Below are 16,721 nucleotides of genomic sequence, written 5' to 3'. Positions count from 1 at the left end.
TTCGGGATTTTCTCGCTAATTGTCGAAAAGATAACCGTTTATTAAAATATTTTTGTACATTTGAAAGCGTTAACTACTAAAATTATGAAGCGGCTTTTTCTTTTCAGTTTGTGGATATTGAGTGTGATTCTTGTTTCGTCTTGTTCGGAAGAAGAAAGTGGTGGCTTTTCCATTGACATCACGGAGGATGTGGTGTTGACTTCCGAAGAGGGTGCAAGAGCCATCGTGAGCTTTACGAGCAATCTCGGCTGGATGGCAAGTGTATCGGCAGACTGGTTGGAAATCTCACCTGACGAGGGACAGGCCGGTAGCAGCACGATACTTATTACCGCACTGACCGAAAACGATTCAGACAATGCACGCACGGCTACGCTGACGCTGATGTCGGGAGGCGTGCGCCAAGAAATAACCGTAAGACAGGAATCTGTGAACGATATCCAACTGGAGCAGACCCGGTATCAGGTGGGTGCGGAAGGCGGTACGCTTGATATTACTTTCTCGACTGCCATCAGTCTGGACAATTTGACAATTTGGAGTACTGAAAGGTGGGTGAATCAGGATAATCTTCCGTCGCGCTCGCTTACTGACTACCAGCTCATATTAAACGTGGAAGCGAATCCCGATCATCAGAGCCGCAGCGCCTCTGTGATTTTTGCAAAGGAGGAAAACGGTGAACAGACGGTTTTAGATACTGTAACCATCATACAGGAGGGTACATCGGGAATCGAGTCGGAAGACGATTCGGAAGATGGGGTTATAAACGTCCTGCAAGAGGCTACCGAGGGTAGCGGTATTCCTATCGTCATCATGGGCGACGGATTTATAGATACCGAGATAACCGACGGTACTTACCTGCAAGTAATGCAGCAAGCCTGCGAGAATTTGTTTACCGAAGAGCCGATAAGCTCGTTACGAGACTATTTCGATGTATATTCGATAACAGCAGTCTCGGCCAACAATCTTTTCGGTAACGGATATGATACGGCATTCGACTGTGAGCTGGAAGGAAACGGCACGACAGGTATCAGTGGAGATGAAAATGCGGTAAGACGTTACGTCAACCGCGTAGCGCAAGCATATAACATCAATGCTGACAAGGCTCTGGCAGTGGTTATACTGAATACCCATGAGTATGCAGGCACTACCTATTTCGGCTACACGAACACCCTGACTCAAAGCGTGATTGATTTCGCCATAGCTTACTGTCCGGTTATCGACAATCTGAATAGCGAATCATTCAGGCAAGTGCTTGTGCATGAGGCTGTAGGTCATGGGTTCGCTAAGTTGGAAGACGAATACGCCTACGAAGAAAATGGTGCGATACCTGCCTCAGAGATAGCCGATGTCCGTTACCTCCAATCCTTAGGATGGGCACAGAATGTTGACTTCACTACTGACAGGACTGCCGTACTTTGGTCAGAATTCCTCTCCGACGACCGCTATACCTCCGAAGGGTTGGGTATTTACGAAGGAGCATGTACCTATATAAAAGGAGCATACCGCCCCACGGAAAACAGCATGATGAACGAAAATACGAATGGATTTAATGCTCCGTCGCGCAGAGCCATCTACAACCGAATCATGGAAGACGGAACAGGAAATACCCCGACTTATGAAGACTTTTTAACATTTGACCAACAGCACCGTTCCCTTCTTTCCCGAGGCTTGGCAAGCACTGAAAAGCGTATTCCTTTCGCTCGCCCACGGTTTGTAGGAAAATCCATATCGGCCTCAGAATAGCTTCTAAGGGGAATTGTTACCCTACTGTGTACATTTGTCCACCGAACCGATTCAGATTCAGTTCGATAAATAACTCGGAGATAGGTAAAAGAGATACACACTGATTTTTATTAAGCGAGCCACAACCCGACTGATTCCGGTGAATCATCTGTCGGGTTCGTGGCTCGCTTTTTATATGCAATTTGTATTCGCCATCCTATGAAAACGCCATAAAAAATCCGTATCTTTGCAATTCCAAATAAAAAGATAATAAACAAGATAGAATAATATAATTATGGCTTTACAATGCGGTATTGTCGGCTTGCCGAACGTAGGCAAATCGACGCTTTTTAATTGCTTATCAAATGCAAAGGCACAGGCTGCCAATTTCCCTTTCTGTACTATCGAACCGAACGTGGGCGTGATTACCGTGCCTGATGAGCGGTTGAATAAATTGGCGGAACTGGTTCATCCGGGACGCATCGTGCCTACAACGGTGGAAATTGTAGACATCGCCGGACTGGTGAAAGGGGCAAGCAAAGGAGAAGGATTGGGTAACAAATTTTTGGCGAATATTCGCGAAACGGATGCGATTATCCACGTTCTCCGTTGTTTTGATGATGATAATGTAACTCATGTCGACGGGACGGTGGACCCTGTGCGCGACAAAGAGATTATCGACACGGAACTTCAACTTAAAGATTTGGAAACCATTGAAAGCCGCATTCAGAAAGTGCAAAAGCAGGCACAGACGGGAGGCGACAAGTTGGCAAAACAGACTTATGAGGTGTTGGTACGGTACAAAGAGGCATTGGAGCAAGGCAAATCGGCTCGTACCGTGCAGTTTGAAACAAAAGACGAACAGAAAATCGCCCATGAACTTTTCCTTCTTACTTCGAAACCGGTGATGTACGTATGCAATGTAGATGAGGCAAGTGCCGTTACAGGTAATCAATACGTAGAGCAGGTGCGTGAGGCTGTGAAAGATGAGAATGCAGAAATATTGATTGTGGCTGCAAAAACCGAAGCTGATATAGCCGAACTGGAAACGTATGAAGACCGCCAGATGTTTTTGCAGGAAGTGGGACTGGAAGAATCGGGTGTTAACCGTCTTATCAAATCGGCATATAAGTTGCTGAATCTGGAAACTTTCCTTACGGCAGGCGAAATGGAAGTACGTGCATGGACGTATCACAAAGGTTGGAAAGCTCCGCAATGTGCCGGTGTTATTCATACCGATTTTGAGAAAGGTTTCATCCGTGCCGAAGTCATCAAATACGAAGACTACATCAAATATGGCAGCGAGGCTGCTGTGCGCGAAGCCGGAAAACTGAATGTAGAGGGTAAAGATTATGTGGTGCAGGATGGTGACATCATGCACTTCCGGTTTAACGTATAAACCGTTATTCTTTTTATTTTTTTATCTGAATTTGTAAGGAGCTTGTTTTAAGGCTTTTACCTTTTAGCCGGGAGCTTGGAAAATTCTAACGGTAGAACCGGACGGTTCTATGGGTAGAGTTAGTGAACGCTACCGCATGGATTGGGTAACACTACCCGTAGCGTTTTGGGGGTATTCCGGCAGGGATTTTCCGCTTGTGCTTTTGTAAGGCAAGACGGTTAAAAGAGGTTCTTTATCATACAGTCGGGCAAGTTGATTGGAACAGATTTCATCTTTTAGGAATTCCTAAAGATGTAATATGCTCTAATCAACTTGCCGATTTTTTATATGCAGGCACATCCGGCCTTTTCTTTTCACCCAATGAAGGGCGAGTTTATGAGAGTATAAACTTTATCCTGTGAGGTTACCGCTTTTATATGTCGTAGAGTTATTTATTATCCGTTTGTCCTCTTTTTCTTTTTTGCGTTTTTATATCTTAAATGTGCTTAAAATCAGAGCATTGATACATATCCCGGCGGGAGATTTTTGAACATCGGAAACTTTTTTTTATCGTCTTGACAGGTCTTGTTTTGGGTAGTTTATCCACCAATAAAGTCCATTTGTCCACCTCCCTTTCCGTTCTATTTACCTAACTTTGAGGCGCTATTAAAAACAGTTTATTACAGTTTATTGCTCATTCACAAATTCTTGACTATGAAAAACAACAAAGGAATGGTTCTTGGTACCATCAGCAGCATTTGTAGGATTCGATTTCCCTCATTTTACACTACTGATGTATGTCGGCGAAAGCGTTTTTGCCCGAAAGAGTTTGCATACGACATCGTTTCGGCAGACTTAAAAGCGGCAAGAGCGGGCAGATAGTATTGCATCAGAGAACAAGGCTGAACCTAAGCCGGATATCATGAAGATTAATAGCGACTTTAATTTATTGATAATAATTTAATACCTTTGAAAAATGAGAAAGCAATTTATTTTTTCCGCAATGCTTGGCTTGTGTGCCTTTGGCGGTACGGCGGTGTATGTTACACCTGCCATGGCTGCCGTGGCACAGTCACCAACCATCAAGGTCAGCGGTAAGGTTATCGATGAACTTGGCGAACCATTGATGGGTGCTACTATCAGAATTAAAGATGAACAAGGCGGAACGACAACCGATTTAGACGGTAATTTCCAACTGGAAGTGTCCGGTAAGGCCGTCCTTGTGATAAGTTATGTCGGTTACAAAGACCGTGAAGTTGCCATTCGTAACCGTGCCATCCTTGAACCTATCCAGCTCGACCCCGATAACCTGATGCTTGAACAGGTGGTGGTAGTGGGTTACGGTACGCAGAAAAAGGCCGACTTGACCGGTTCTGTGGCAGTAGTGGATGCCGAAGCCTTGAAACAGGTATCCCATTCCAACATTTCCAGTATGCTTGAAGGTAAGGTAGCCGGTGTGCAGATTACCTCCGACGGTCAGCCCGGTGCCGACCCTACTGTACGTATCCGTGGTATCGGGTCGTTTGGTGATACCTCTCCGCTTTATGTCATCGACGGTGTTCCGATGGGAACTTCCATCCGCGACTTCTCTTCTAATGATATTGAAACCATTCAGGTGTTGAAAGATGCCTCGGCAGCAGCCATCTACGGTTCACGTGCTGCCAACGGTGTGATTATCATCACCACCAAACGCGGTCAGAAAGACCAACCGCTGAAAGTAGACTATAACGGATACTTCGGTGTGGATTATATTCCTTCGGGAGTTTACGACGTGATGAACGCCGACCAGTACAGCCAGTATTTGGGTCAGGCAGCATCCAACTCGAATACACCGCTGCCGGGAGGATACAGCCTCGACAGTGCAACAGGTGCTTACCATTTTATGGATAATACCGACACAGATTGGTTTAAAGAAGTGTTTAAGACGGGTATCCGCCAGAACCACAACGTAAACCTTTCGGGTGGCGGTTCCAAAAACACTTATAATGTAGCGTTGGACTACTTCAGCCAGAAAGGAACGTTGGAAGGAGCAGGACCTAATTTCGAACGTTTCACTGCACGTGTCAACAATACCATGGAAACCAAATTCATAAAGTTCCAGACCAGCGTAGTTTATTCGCACTCCGACCAAGATAACATGGCATTGTCTAATGCGAACGAATACGTACAGGGATTGTATGGCGATGTGAGCAACGTATTGCGTTCTACCTTGTTGATGCAGCCTACCATCAAGGCTTACGACTCTTCTACATGGGTGCTCGATGACGTGGTGGGAGCCGCAAGCGATTATAATTACGATGCATACGGCTATGGCGTTTATTATGATAATATTCATGGCGATATTTCGGCTTCCAACCCGCTGCTGATCAATAACCTGTTGCAGCGTAACACACGTGTAGACCGCTTCGTGGGTACAGGTTCTGCCGATGTAGACCTGCTCAAGATGTTAGGCATCGAAAACAAGAACCACAAGCTGAATTACCGTCTTAACCTTTCGTACAGCAAGACCCATTGCAAAGATTTTACGTGGATTCCCGCATGGATACAGAGTAACCGTGTCTATCTGGCAAAGAGCAACGAACGCTTGGAAAAGGCTTCACGCGACTATTCGGATGCGTTGATTGAAAACATCCTTACGTATGATGGCACCATCGACAAGCATCACATCAATGTAGTAGTCGGTCAGACTTACGAAGAAGAACATACCGAATTGCTGAACGGATGGGGACTTAACTACACCGAGCCGTATTTCCTGCAACTCCAAAACGGTGCGAATACTTATTCTTCCAGCTACGACTACAAACATGCCATTTTCTCTTATATCGGCCGTATCAATTATAACTATGACGACCGCTACTTATTCTCGGCAACAGTTCGTCGGGATGCCAGCTCACGTTTGTCGAAAGACATCCGTTGGGGAACATTCCCTTCAGTTTCTATCGGTTGGCGCTTCGATAAAGAAAGTTTCTTCCCCTTCAACCCCAGCGTGGTAAACATGTTCAAGGTTCGTGCCAGCTACGGTGAATTAGGTAATGAGAACATTGGTGAGTATGTATATCAAGCCGTAATGTCACGTAATAACATGACGTACAGTTTCAACAATTCTGCCGTGACCGGTTCTGCCGTTTCAACGTTTGTTGATAACAACCTGTCTTGGGAAAAGAAGAAGACTTATAACGTAGGTGTTGACCTTGCTTTCTTGGATAACCGCTTGGAATTTACGGCTGAATGGTATAAGAATACAAACAACGACTTGCTGTATGATGTCCCTGTCCCCGAACAGGCAGGTGTATCAAACACGACCGTTACGATGAATGCCGCTTCGATGGACAACTCCGGTTTCGAGTTTGCTGCTACCTATCGTAACCGCGACCATGCGTTCAAATATGAAGTATCGGCTAACCTCAGTACGCTGAAAAACAAAGTAACCTCGTTAGGTTTTACGGATGAAGCATATATCACCGGTGCTTATATCACAGAAGTAGGTCAGGAAATCGGTAAGTTCTACGGCTGGGTATACGAAGGAATCGCACGCACGCAGGAAGACTTGGATAACCATGCTACGCAGCAAGGTGCCAACGTAGGCGACTGCCTCTACAAAGATATAAACGGTGACGGTGTGATTGACGAAAATGACCAGACGGTATTGGGCAGCGGTCTGCCTAAAGTCAACTTCGGTTTGAATGCCCGTTTCGAATACAAAGGATTCGACTTGAGCATTGCTACCTTTGGTGCTTTGAACTATCATGTAACCGATGATATCTACAATTCATTGAACTCTTGTTATGGCTATTCCAACAAGGATGTAGCAATATTGGATGCCAACCGCTGGAGCGAAGACGGAAGCACTTATATCTCTAACGTACCGCGTACTTACATTACAAACAGCGCGACATACGCATGGAACGACTTGTTCAGCCAACGTAAGATTCAGAATGCGGCTTATTGGAAGATTGCCAATGTTGAGTTGGGCTACAACTTCCCCGACAAATGGTTCGGCAAATATGTATCGGATGTCCGCTTCTACGTATCTGCACAAAACCTCTACACGTTTACCGGTTATCATGGATATAACGTAGACTATGCAGGAGGCACCTTTACTCCGGGCTATAACTTCTGTTCGTTCCCGACGGCACGTACCTTTATGTGTGGTCTTCATTTCTCATTCTAATTCTAACTGTTAAAAAAATTATTGTATGAAACTACTAAAATATTCACTTGCTTTTCTGTTCGGAGTCGGAACGCTGACTTCTTGCATGGACAATCTGGATGTGGTGAATCCTAACCAGCAAACCACAGCTACTTTTGGCAATACAGTCGATGATTTGGAGGAGTGTGTGATTGCTGCCTATAACCATATTCGTATGGAAGGGTCGTATGCCCGTGTAGGCTATACCATTGATGTATGCCGTGGCGATGAGGTGTGGAACTCTTCGCAAGTATGGTACTTGGAATTTGATGACTTTACCGTATTGGTTACGGGTGATATCGCATGGTGGCCGTGGCGTGAATGGTATTATACCATCAATGTATGTAACTTTATTCTATCGCGCACCGGTGATGATGATTCCCAGCTTTCGGAAAATATGAGACGCATCAAAGGGCAGGCGCTCTTTATCCGTGGACTGGCTTATTACAATTTGGCAGGCTATTATCAGAATCCGCCTCTGATTACGAGTTATGAAACCTATTCTTCACTGGATGGACTTTATGGCGCTAACAGTACGTATGATGAAGTGCTTGACCAAGTGGAAGCCGATTTCCAGCAGGCAATGGAGTTATTGCCTTCGCGTGATGAAGGCAGCGAATGGGCTGGCGGTCGTGCTACCTGTGGTTCTGCGGCAGGCTTTTATGCACGTACACTGATGGTGCGCCATAAGTTTAGCGAAGCGCTTACGGTGTTGGAAGACATCATTAGCGGACGCTATGGCACCTACCGCTTGATGGACAACTATGGTGATAACTTCCGTGAAGGTACAGCATACGAGAACAACGATGAAAGCTTGTTTGAAGTACAGTTCTTGGATTATGCTTCACAAGGTACCGATGATGAATGGACACCGGTGAATACCAGCCCCAATGCTACGCAAGGATCGGCTATCGAAAGTAATTTTGCTCCGGGCGATTTTGGCGGATGGGCCGACCTTTCTGCTACTAACTGGTTATATGATCTCTTTAAGAGCGAACGTACGACAAGCGGTACTCTTGACCCGCGTCTCTATTGGACATTGGGTACTTATGAAGCCGACTGGGAAGGTTTCGAATACGGAAACGTTGCTTACACGGAGACTCTTACGGCTTCCGATACCATTCGGACCAACAACAACTACGGTGGTATTCCTATCGCTAAATATACCAACCTCCGTACCGGTCTGTATAGCACGGTGGTTACCGGTTTGCACGATGGTATCAATGTTCGTTTGATGCGTTATTCGGATGTATTGCTTCGTGCGGCAGAATGTGAAAATGAAGTGAACGGACCGACTCAACGTGCCATTGACTGGATTAACCAAGTGCGTAACCGTGCTGACCTGCCCGACTTGCAACTTTCTGACTTTGCCGGAAATGCCGACAAGCTCTTCGAGCAGATTGCCAATGTGGAACGTCCGAAAGAATTCGGTTGTGAGTTTGGCCGTGGCTTCGACCTTATCCGTTGGGGATTCTTCTACGATGCCGATCGTCTGCAACAGATGAAAGAACACTCTGTAGTTCGTATCACTGCCGATAAAAGTAAAGTGCTGCTTCCTGTCAGCTACAGCGACATCGACTCTGACTCGGAACTGAAAAGTGGATTTGATACTTATGTAGCCGGACATGAGTTCCTGCCTATCCAGCAGCAGCTGACAAACAATAACCCGAATCTGCAAGGTAACTCGGCTAACTATGGTACGGACAATTCTTCTTACTTCCGTGACAACGGTTGGACGGTACGTCCGGTTGTAGATTTGGACGATTAATCATTACTAAAACTAAAAAAGAAACAGTCTTCCTCTCCTGGCAGTTTTGCTCAGGAGAGCGGACGATTTAAAATCAATCATTTTACATTTAAGACTATGAGACATTTCAAGAAAATAGCATCCGTTTGCTGTTCCATTGCTTTGGGAATGTTGGCATTGACCGGTTGCGAAGACGAACATTTCTCTAACATAAATGCACCCGACTGGCTTTCTGAAAAGGTAGACTCCATTGCCAATGCGCAGAAAGGAGACGATGAAGTGTTGGAAGGTATGATGGAAGATGTGTACACCATTGGAAATACGGATTATTCTTCCGGATGGTGGACTGTTTTTTCGAAGTATTACGTGATTCCCGAAGGGAAGAAGTGGAATGCGGTGTTTAATCTTAGCATTAACCCGGCTGCATCTAATACTTATAAGAATTTTGCATTAATCATTTGCAATGATAATGAACGTGAAGGCGAAGGATATTTGGAATATGGAGCAATACGTTACGATAACCAACCTTCAGGTAACTCTGAGTGGGGAGATTATATCGACCGCTCTTATGTTCAGAGTACACTTACTTTCGAGACTGATACCGATGAGGGGATCTCACAATTAGGAGGAAAGGTAACGCTTACCGTCGACAGGTCCGACCCCGAATCGTTCAGAGTCACAATAACCAACGGAACGGTTACCAAAACTTACAATCAGCCAAGTCCTTTGGTTAATCTGAATGCCGATGAAAGCAATACCAACATCCGTTGCTTCTTGGCACCCGAAGGTTCGTACATCAATTTCCAACAGACCAACATCGAACCTATCGGCGGATTGACCTCTGCCGAGGATAAGAACCCGTTATCCATGACGTTGCAGGGAGTACCCGATGAGGTGGATTTAGGTGTGCCTCTTGATTCGGCTATGGCGGATGTTACAGCCGTTGTCACGTTCGAGGAGGGGGTAACAAAGACCGTTACGGCTGAAGAACTGAGCTTCTCTTCAATCCCCGACATGGATACCGAAGGCGAAAAGACACTTGTAGCCATCTATAACAAGACCTTTAAGGGCGAGAACTGCGAACAGCCGATTGTGGCAAGCGCAACGTTTAATGTGGTAGAAAAGATTGCTTCCATCGAAGTTACTACACAGCCTTCACGCAAGAATTACTACTATTATACTTCGCCTGCTACCGAAGGCATGACTGACCGTACATTGGCTTTCGACCCGACGGGTATGGAGGTTACTGCAACCAGCGTGACGGGTACAGAAAGGGTTATGGATAACTCAAAACTTACTTTCTCTACCATTCCTGCAACGGTAGGCGACCACACTGTTACCATTACTGCCGCTGAGGGAGTAACCGCAACGGTAAGCGTCAACGTTTCAGAGTCGGTTGATTCGGAAGTACACAACAGTACCAACATGGTAGGGGCTGAAGATAACAGCACTGCATGGTGGACTGTGTTCTCTGATGATTTTAATGTACCTGCGGGAGAAACAAAATTTATCTCATTTACCAATTATACCAACGGGGTAAACAATTGGAATAACTATTCTGTGGTTCTTCGCAAAGCAGATCTTACAGAATATGCGGTAGTCCGCGCCGATAATTATGGTTGGGGTGCAGGATATGAAGATAATGTAAACCTTCAAACCAGCGGCGGTCAGTCTGATTGGGCTGCTTGGCTTGCCGAAATGAACGGTGCGAAAGTTACGGTTTATGTAACCAACTGCGGTAACGGTACTGCCGATGTGCAGGCTGTTATGCAAGGAGCAGCAGGAACAACCTATACTCAATATTATTTAGGTATCAATACGGTTGATCTTTCTGATCTGAATTTTGCACTGACTATGGAAGGGTGCCATCTTGTTTTCAATGAATAAATAGTTATTTTATCATTCCTGCCGTTTCCTTCCGCGTGAGGGAAACGGGGGAATTTCTAAACCTAATCATCAGATGAAAAAACAATTATCATTTATCTGGATGTCTCTACTGCTCGTCTTGGCGGCTTGCTCCGACGGCTTGGATAACATCGAATATAACAGCGACAGCGGCATAACCGTAGCTGCTCCCGAAGTAACGGAAACAACAGGTACTTCGCTCACTCTTACTGCATCGGCTACCGGTAATGTGGGAGACATCGTGCGGAGAGGATTCTGTTACAGTGCCAATGCACAAACTCCGACCATCAGCGATAACGTGGTTGATGCCGACGAAAATTTTTCTGCCAGTATCTCCGGACTGATGGGAAGCACTACATACTATGTACGTGCCTTTGTTTACGGTAACAGTCGTTATACATATTCCGACCCTGTTGAAGCTACTACGGGAGCCATGAGCCTTGACGAACAGCTCGCCAATTACGTAGCTCCCGCTTATCCGGACGATTACTCAAGCATCGCCGACTGGACGAACCGCTCTCAATGGAACTTGAGCAACGTTCATGACCCCACAGTGGTTCTTGCCGATGACGGATACTATTATATGTATCAAACGGATGCTTCGTATGGCAATGCCCATATTGAGGGCGGACATTTCCACGGACGCCGTTCGAAGAACTTGGTAGATTGGGAATACTTGGGCGGAACCATGCAGACGCTGCCCGATTGGGTGATTCCGAAGCTGAACGAAATCCGTACAGCAATGGGCTTGGAAGAAGTCAATCCCAGCGTCGACGATTTCGGTTATTGGGCACCGTGTGTGCGTAAGGTAAACAGCGGACTGTATCGTATGTATTATTCCATCGTATGCCCCGGCACGCTGAGCGGCGACGGCACATGGAGCGAACGCGCATTCATTGGCTTGATGGAGAACTCAGACCCAGCCAACAACAGCGGATGGGTGGATAAAGGTTACGTTATTACCAATGCTTCCGACAAGGGGCTGGACTTCAATGTTCCGGCAAACGATTGGGCTAACTGTTACTACAAGTGGAATGCCATCGACCCCAGCTACATTATTGATGGTGACGGACGCCACTATCTGGCTTACGGCTCTTGGCACAGCGGTATTGCGCTGGTAGAACTTGATGAGGCTACGGGCAAGGTGAAAGCCGAACTGCCTAACCCGTGGGGAACGGATTCAGACATTGCCGCTTACGGTCAGTTGATAGCTACCCGCCAGATGGGTAACCGCTGGCAGGCATCGGAAGGTCCGGAACTCATTTACCACGACGGATATTACTACCTGTTCTTGGCTTACGACGCGCTGGAAGTTCCTTACAACACCCGCGTGGCGCGTGCTACCAACATTGCAGGCCCGTATGTGGGCATGGACGGTACGGATATAACCAACGTGGGAGGTGATATTCTGCCTGTTGTTACTCATCCTTATAAATTCAACGGCAGCGACGGATGGGTAGGAATTTCACACTGCTGTGTGTTCGATGACGGAAACGGCAACTGGTATTTCGCATCGCAGGGCAGATTCCCTGAAAACGTAGCGGGTATCAATGCTTCAAATGCCCTTATGATGGGACATGTACGCAGCATCCGCTGGACAGAGGACGGATGGCCCGTGGTGATGCCTGAACGTTACGGTGCAGTGCCGCAGGTAGATATTACGGAAAGCGAACTGGTAGGCGACTGGGAACACATCGACCTTTCTTATTCGTACGGAAACCAGAAAACATCTTCTACAATGACTCTTTCTGCCGACCATACGGTGAGTGCAGGAAGCTGGGAGGGAGCTACATGGTCGTATGACAGCAGCAATCGCGTTCTTACGTTCGATAACGGTGTTGAACTTTACTTGCAGCGTGAAACCGACTGGGAAGCCTCTCCGCGAACCCATACCATTGTTTACGCCGGATATGGTGACAACTATAAGACTTATTGGGGTAAAAAGGTTAAATAAATCCTGCTATTCGTTGGTGTAGGGGCGTATCGAATACGCCCCGAAAGCATCCGCGCGGATAGATTTGTGCATTCGCGGCAAGGCAAACACGTGAAGCGTGGCGCCGCAAAAGAAAGAATAAGAAGTAAGTTTTGTGTAAAACGTTGGTTTTCCGGAACTTACTTCTTTCTTTTTTACCCTGAAAACGCTACCGCAAGCGTTGGTCATTTCATGCGGTAGTGTTGACCGGTTCTACCCATAATGTTAACCTGCACTATGGGTAGAATTTTTCACCCCTGTCACATCCCTTTTCCGGACACAGGTTTTCGCTCCATTCCTTGTAGGTTCGTCAATCTTTTTATAACTTGCCACGGTTTTCAGTCAGACCGATTCTTCCGATAAGTCTGCTTATTTCCAAATAAACAAAAGCTCACTACGGGCTTTTTTTATCAACTCAAAAAAACAGTGTAAAATGAAATATTTAGTCGTAGGAACAGGAGGCGTGGGCGGCTCTATTGCCGGATTCCTCGCATTGGCAGGCAAAGAGGTGGCGTGCATTGCCCGTGGCAAACACTTGGAAGCCATACGCCGCAACGGACTTCACCTGAAGTCCGACCTCAAGGGTGAGCATTACCTCCCCGTAAAGGCGTGTACCGCCGAAGAATTCAGCGGGAAAGCCGATGTGATATTTGTATGTGTGAAGGGATATTCCATTGATTCCATCAAAGAAGTGTTAGAGCGTGCTTCTACTCCCGATACGCTGGTTATCCCCATCCTGAACGTTTACGGCACAGGGCCGCGCATCGGACGTTTGGTTCCCTCGGTCACCGTGCTCGACGGGTGTATTTATATCGTAGGCTTTGTTTCGGGTGAAGGCGAGATAACCCAGATGGGAACCATTTTCCGCATGGTGTTTGGCGCACGTCCGGAGCAGGGTGTCTCACCCGCGCGCTTGGAGGGCATTGCGGAAGAACTGCGCAGTTGCGGCATCAAAGTAGACGTTTCCGATGACATCAACCGCGATACATTCATCAAGTGGGCGTTTATTTCGGCAATGGCCTGCACGGGTGCTTATCACGACGTTCCGATGGGAGAAGTGCAACACGAGGGGGAGGTAAGAAACACGTTTATCGGACTTTCTACCGAAAGTGCGGAGATAGGACGCCGCTCCGGTGTGGTATTTCCCGAAGACCCCGTGGCTTATAATCTGAAGGTTATCGACAAACTCGACCCTCACAGTACGGCTTCAATGCAGAAAGACATTGCCCGCGGGCATGAATCGGAAATACAAGGCTTGCTTTTCGATATGATTGAACTTGGCGAACGGTTGGGCGTAGACATGCCCACCTATCATAAAGTGGCACAAAAATTCAGCAGATAATGAAACATACCGTAGACATCAATACATGGGAACGGAAAGATAATTATAACTTCTTCCGAGGGTTTGCCAACTCATGGATTTCCATCACCGGCGAAGTAGACTGTACAGACGCTTATGCTTCGGCTAAGGCTTCGGAGCGTTCGTTTTTCTTGTACTACTTATACGCCATACTGCGTGCCGTAAACGAAATCAAGGAATTGCGTTACCGCTGGGATAAAAACGGACAGGTGGTTTATCACGATACCGTAGATGTTATCTCTCCCATAGCCGTTCCCGGAAAAACTTTCTATACGGTACGCATTCCGTATCAGGAAGATTTCAATGCGTTCTATGCTGAGGCCCGCCGTATCGTAACCTCCATTCCTGCCGACGGCGACCCGTATGGAACGGACAAACAGATAGCCGACCAAGGCGATTTTGATGTATTCTTGCTCAGCGCCACACCGAAACTCTATTTTACTTCGGTAACTTATACCCAGCAATCTGTGGGCCATCCACTGGACTATCCGCTGATGAATGCCGGAAAAGCGATCAGACGTGACGGGCGGCTGTATATGCCCATCGCCCTGACCGCCAGCCATGCTTTTGCAGACGGAGCCCACATTTCGTTATTCTTTGAAAAAGTTGAGCAATATCTGAAAACCATTTAAGAGGCGGTTTGGATTTTGCTCAGTCCGTACTTTGAGTTTGTATTCGAGGATGTTTTTCCGTTTCCATCCGATAACTGCCATCGCCCTTATCAATGCGGAAAAACATCCCCGAAAACGATTTTTAATCTGAAGCAGAGACAAGGTTCTGCGACAACTCCTGTTATAGGATTCCTAATCTTTTCAAATCCTCGTCTACCGTGTTTATGCCGGATATTCCAAAGTTATCAACCAACACTTTGGCTACGTTCGGAGATAAGAATGCGGGTAAAGTAGGACCTAAATGGATATTCTTCACTCCTAAACTCAGCAGTGCCAGCAGTACGATAACGGCTTTCTGTTCATACCATGCAATGTTATAAGCAATGGGCAGTTCGTTAATGTCGTTCAATCCGAATACCTCCTTTAATTTCAAAGCGATAAGCGCCAGTGAATAGCTGTCGTTACACTGACCGGCATCAAGCACTCTGGGTATGCCGTTGATATCTCCGAGAGGCAGTTTGTTATATCTGTATTTAGCACAACCGGCTGTAAGAATGACACAATCTTGGGGCAAAGATTTGGCAAATTCCGTATAGTAGTCTCTGCTCTTCATTCTTCCGTCGCAGCCCGCCATAACGATAAACTTACGGATATCGCCGTTTTTTACAGCTTCTACTACCTTATCGGCAAGGGCAAAAACCTGTTCGTGTGCAAATCCTCCTACGATGCTTCCTTTTTCTATTTCTTTAGGTGCTTTACAGGTTTTGGCAAGTGCGATGATTTCACTGAAATCCTTTTTCCCGTTCATGTCAGAAACGATGTGTTTCCAGCCCGGATATCCGGTACTGTTGGTCGTATAAACCCGTCCGGAATAAGTAGCCTTCCCTGTGGGAGGTACGATACAGTTTGTGGTAAAAAGAATAGGCCCGTTGAATGTTTCAAATTCTTCGCGTTGCTTCCACCATGCGTTGCCGTAATTCCCCCTCAGATGAGCATATTTTTTAAGACGCGGATAATAATGAGCAGGAAGCATTTCGCCGTGAGTATAAATATCAATGCCACTGTCTTTACTCTGTTCAAGCAACTGTTCGATGTCGTTTAAATCATGTCCGCTTACCAAGATGCCCGGCCGGTTACCTACGGAAATATTAACTTCTGTAATTTCCGGGTTTCCGTAAGCCGTCGTATTCGCCTTATCCAAAAGCGCCATCGCTTTTACACCCCATTCGCCGGTTGTAAGCGCAAGTGCAGTAAGCGAAGTTGCATCTTCGTTAAGAACCAATTCGCTTAAAGCATAAAGAATGAAATCATTGATTTCTGTTTCAACCAGTCCTAACCGTGCGGCATGTTCCAAATACGCCGCCATCCCTTTAAGACCATACATGGTAAGTTCTTTAAGCGAGCGGATATCTTCGTTTTTGCAGCTTAACACCCCTACCGTTTGGGCTTTCTCATCGTATTCAGTCCGGTTTCCATTCCAAGTAAGCACATCTATGTCGGGGATAGCCACCCCCTTTTCTTTTATCCGACTGATTAACTGGTTGCGCAGTACTATGGCTTCATCTATTCTTTTGTAAATGCTCTCCTTGTCGAAATTCGCATTCGTTATGGTACAGAATAGCGAGTCGTTTACAAAATTATATACATCAGCTCTCTTTGAGCAGCAACATGGTTTTGATTTACAGAGACTAACGGCTACTCCGATTCCTTTTAAAAGATATATCAAAAGGTCTTGAGCTTTAGCTACTTCCGGCTTCTTGCCACATACGCCGATGAGTTTGCATCCGATACCATTGGCTGTTTCCTGACACTGATAACAAAACATATTTTTTTCCATATT

General features: G+C 46.3%; 9 protein-coding genes. 8 read left to right on the top strand and 1 reads right to left on the bottom strand.

Features of this window, described 5'->3' with window-relative positions; genetic code table 11:
* The first annotated feature begins 84 nt into the window (after positions 1-84).
* From M3085_RS07705 to M3085_RS07670, 8 genes are all read left to right on the top strand, one after another.
* Positions 85-1,740, top strand: coding sequence for a M64 family metallopeptidase (locus M3085_RS07705; RefSeq protein ID WP_249052713.1), 1,656 nt, complete (start codon positions 85-87; stop codon positions 1,738-1,740).
* 274 nt (positions 1,741-2,014) lie between these two features.
* Complete coding sequence (ychF, locus tag M3085_RS07700; protein WP_178257069.1) at positions 2,015-3,118, top strand: redox-regulated ATPase YchF; 1,104 nt, start codon at positions 2,015-2,017, stop codon at positions 3,116-3,118.
* A gap of 955 nt (positions 3,119-4,073) precedes the next feature.
* A complete protein-coding gene (locus M3085_RS07695; RefSeq protein ID WP_249052712.1) occupies positions 4,074-7,268 on the top strand; it encodes a SusC/RagA family TonB-linked outer membrane protein in 3,195 nt (1,064 codons plus the stop codon).
* A 25-nt stretch (positions 7,269-7,293) separates the two neighbouring features.
* Entirely contained in the window at positions 7,294-9,054 is a 1,761-nt protein-coding gene (locus M3085_RS07690; RefSeq protein WP_178257067.1) for a RagB/SusD family nutrient uptake outer membrane protein, read from the top strand.
* A 96-nt stretch (positions 9,055-9,150) separates the two neighbouring features.
* On the top strand, positions 9,151-10,920 hold the full coding sequence (locus M3085_RS07685) for a hypothetical protein (RefSeq protein WP_249052711.1): 1,770 nt from the start codon (positions 9,151-9,153) through the stop codon (positions 10,918-10,920).
* 73 nt (positions 10,921-10,993) lie between these two features.
* The gene (locus M3085_RS07680) at positions 10,994-12,892 is read left to right on the top strand and encodes an arabinan endo-1,5-alpha-L-arabinosidase (RefSeq protein WP_249052709.1); all 1,899 of its coding nucleotides are present in this window, start codon (positions 10,994-10,996) and stop codon (positions 12,890-12,892) included.
* A gap of 451 nt (positions 12,893-13,343) precedes the next feature.
* On the top strand, positions 13,344-14,252 hold the full coding sequence (locus M3085_RS07675) for a ketopantoate reductase family protein (RefSeq protein ID WP_204500270.1): 909 nt from the start codon (positions 13,344-13,346) through the stop codon (positions 14,250-14,252).
* Positions 14,252-14,902, top strand: coding sequence for a chloramphenicol acetyltransferase (locus M3085_RS07670; RefSeq protein ID WP_178257063.1), 651 nt, complete (start codon positions 14,252-14,254; stop codon positions 14,900-14,902). The genes M3085_RS07675 and M3085_RS07670 overlap by 1 nt, the downstream gene beginning before the upstream one ends.
* Before the next feature lie 160 nt (positions 14,903-15,062).
* Here the strand turns inward: M3085_RS07670 and hcp are convergent, their stop codons facing one another.
* A complete protein-coding gene (gene hcp / locus M3085_RS07665) occupies positions 15,063-16,718 on the bottom strand; it encodes a hydroxylamine reductase (protein ID WP_178257062.1) in 1,656 nt (551 codons plus the stop codon).
* Positions 16,719-16,721 lie beyond the last annotated feature (3 nt).

Source organism: Bacteroides caecicola, assembly GCF_023337095.1.
GTDB lineage: Bacteria > Bacteroidota > Bacteroidia > Bacteroidales > Bacteroidaceae > Phocaeicola > Phocaeicola gallinarum.
The sequence above is the reverse complement of the archived record's forward strand: the minus strand, read 5'-3'. Positions and strand labels throughout refer to the sequence as shown.

Excerpts from the sequence above, each read along its gene's own strand:
- M3085_RS07680 (WP_249052709.1), top strand. The coding sequence starts at position 10,994 with ATGAAAAAACAATTATCATTTATCTGGATGTCTCTACTGCTCGTCTTG.
- M3085_RS07695 (WP_249052712.1), top strand. The coding sequence starts at position 4,074 with ATGAGAAAGCAATTTATTTTTTCCGCAATGCTTGGCTTGTGTGCCTTT.
- ychF (WP_178257069.1), top strand. The coding sequence starts at position 2,015 with ATGGCTTTACAATGCGGTATTGTCGGCTTGCCGAACGTAGGCAAATCG.
- M3085_RS07690 (WP_178257067.1), top strand. The coding sequence starts at position 7,294 with ATGAAACTACTAAAATATTCACTTGCTTTTCTGTTCGGAGTCGGAACG.
- M3085_RS07685 (WP_249052711.1), top strand. The coding sequence starts at position 9,151 with ATGAGACATTTCAAGAAAATAGCATCCGTTTGCTGTTCCATTGCTTTG.
- hcp (WP_178257062.1), bottom strand. The coding sequence starts at position 16,718 with ATGGAAAAAAATATGTTTTGTTATCAGTGTCAGGAAACAGCCAATGGT.
- M3085_RS07675 (WP_204500270.1), top strand. The coding sequence starts at position 13,344 with ATGAAATATTTAGTCGTAGGAACAGGAGGCGTGGGCGGCTCTATTGCC.
- M3085_RS07670 (WP_178257063.1), top strand. The coding sequence starts at position 14,252 with ATGAAACATACCGTAGACATCAATACATGGGAACGGAAAGATAATTAT.
- M3085_RS07705 (WP_249052713.1), top strand. The coding sequence starts at position 85 with ATGAAGCGGCTTTTTCTTTTCAGTTTGTGGATATTGAGTGTGATTCTT.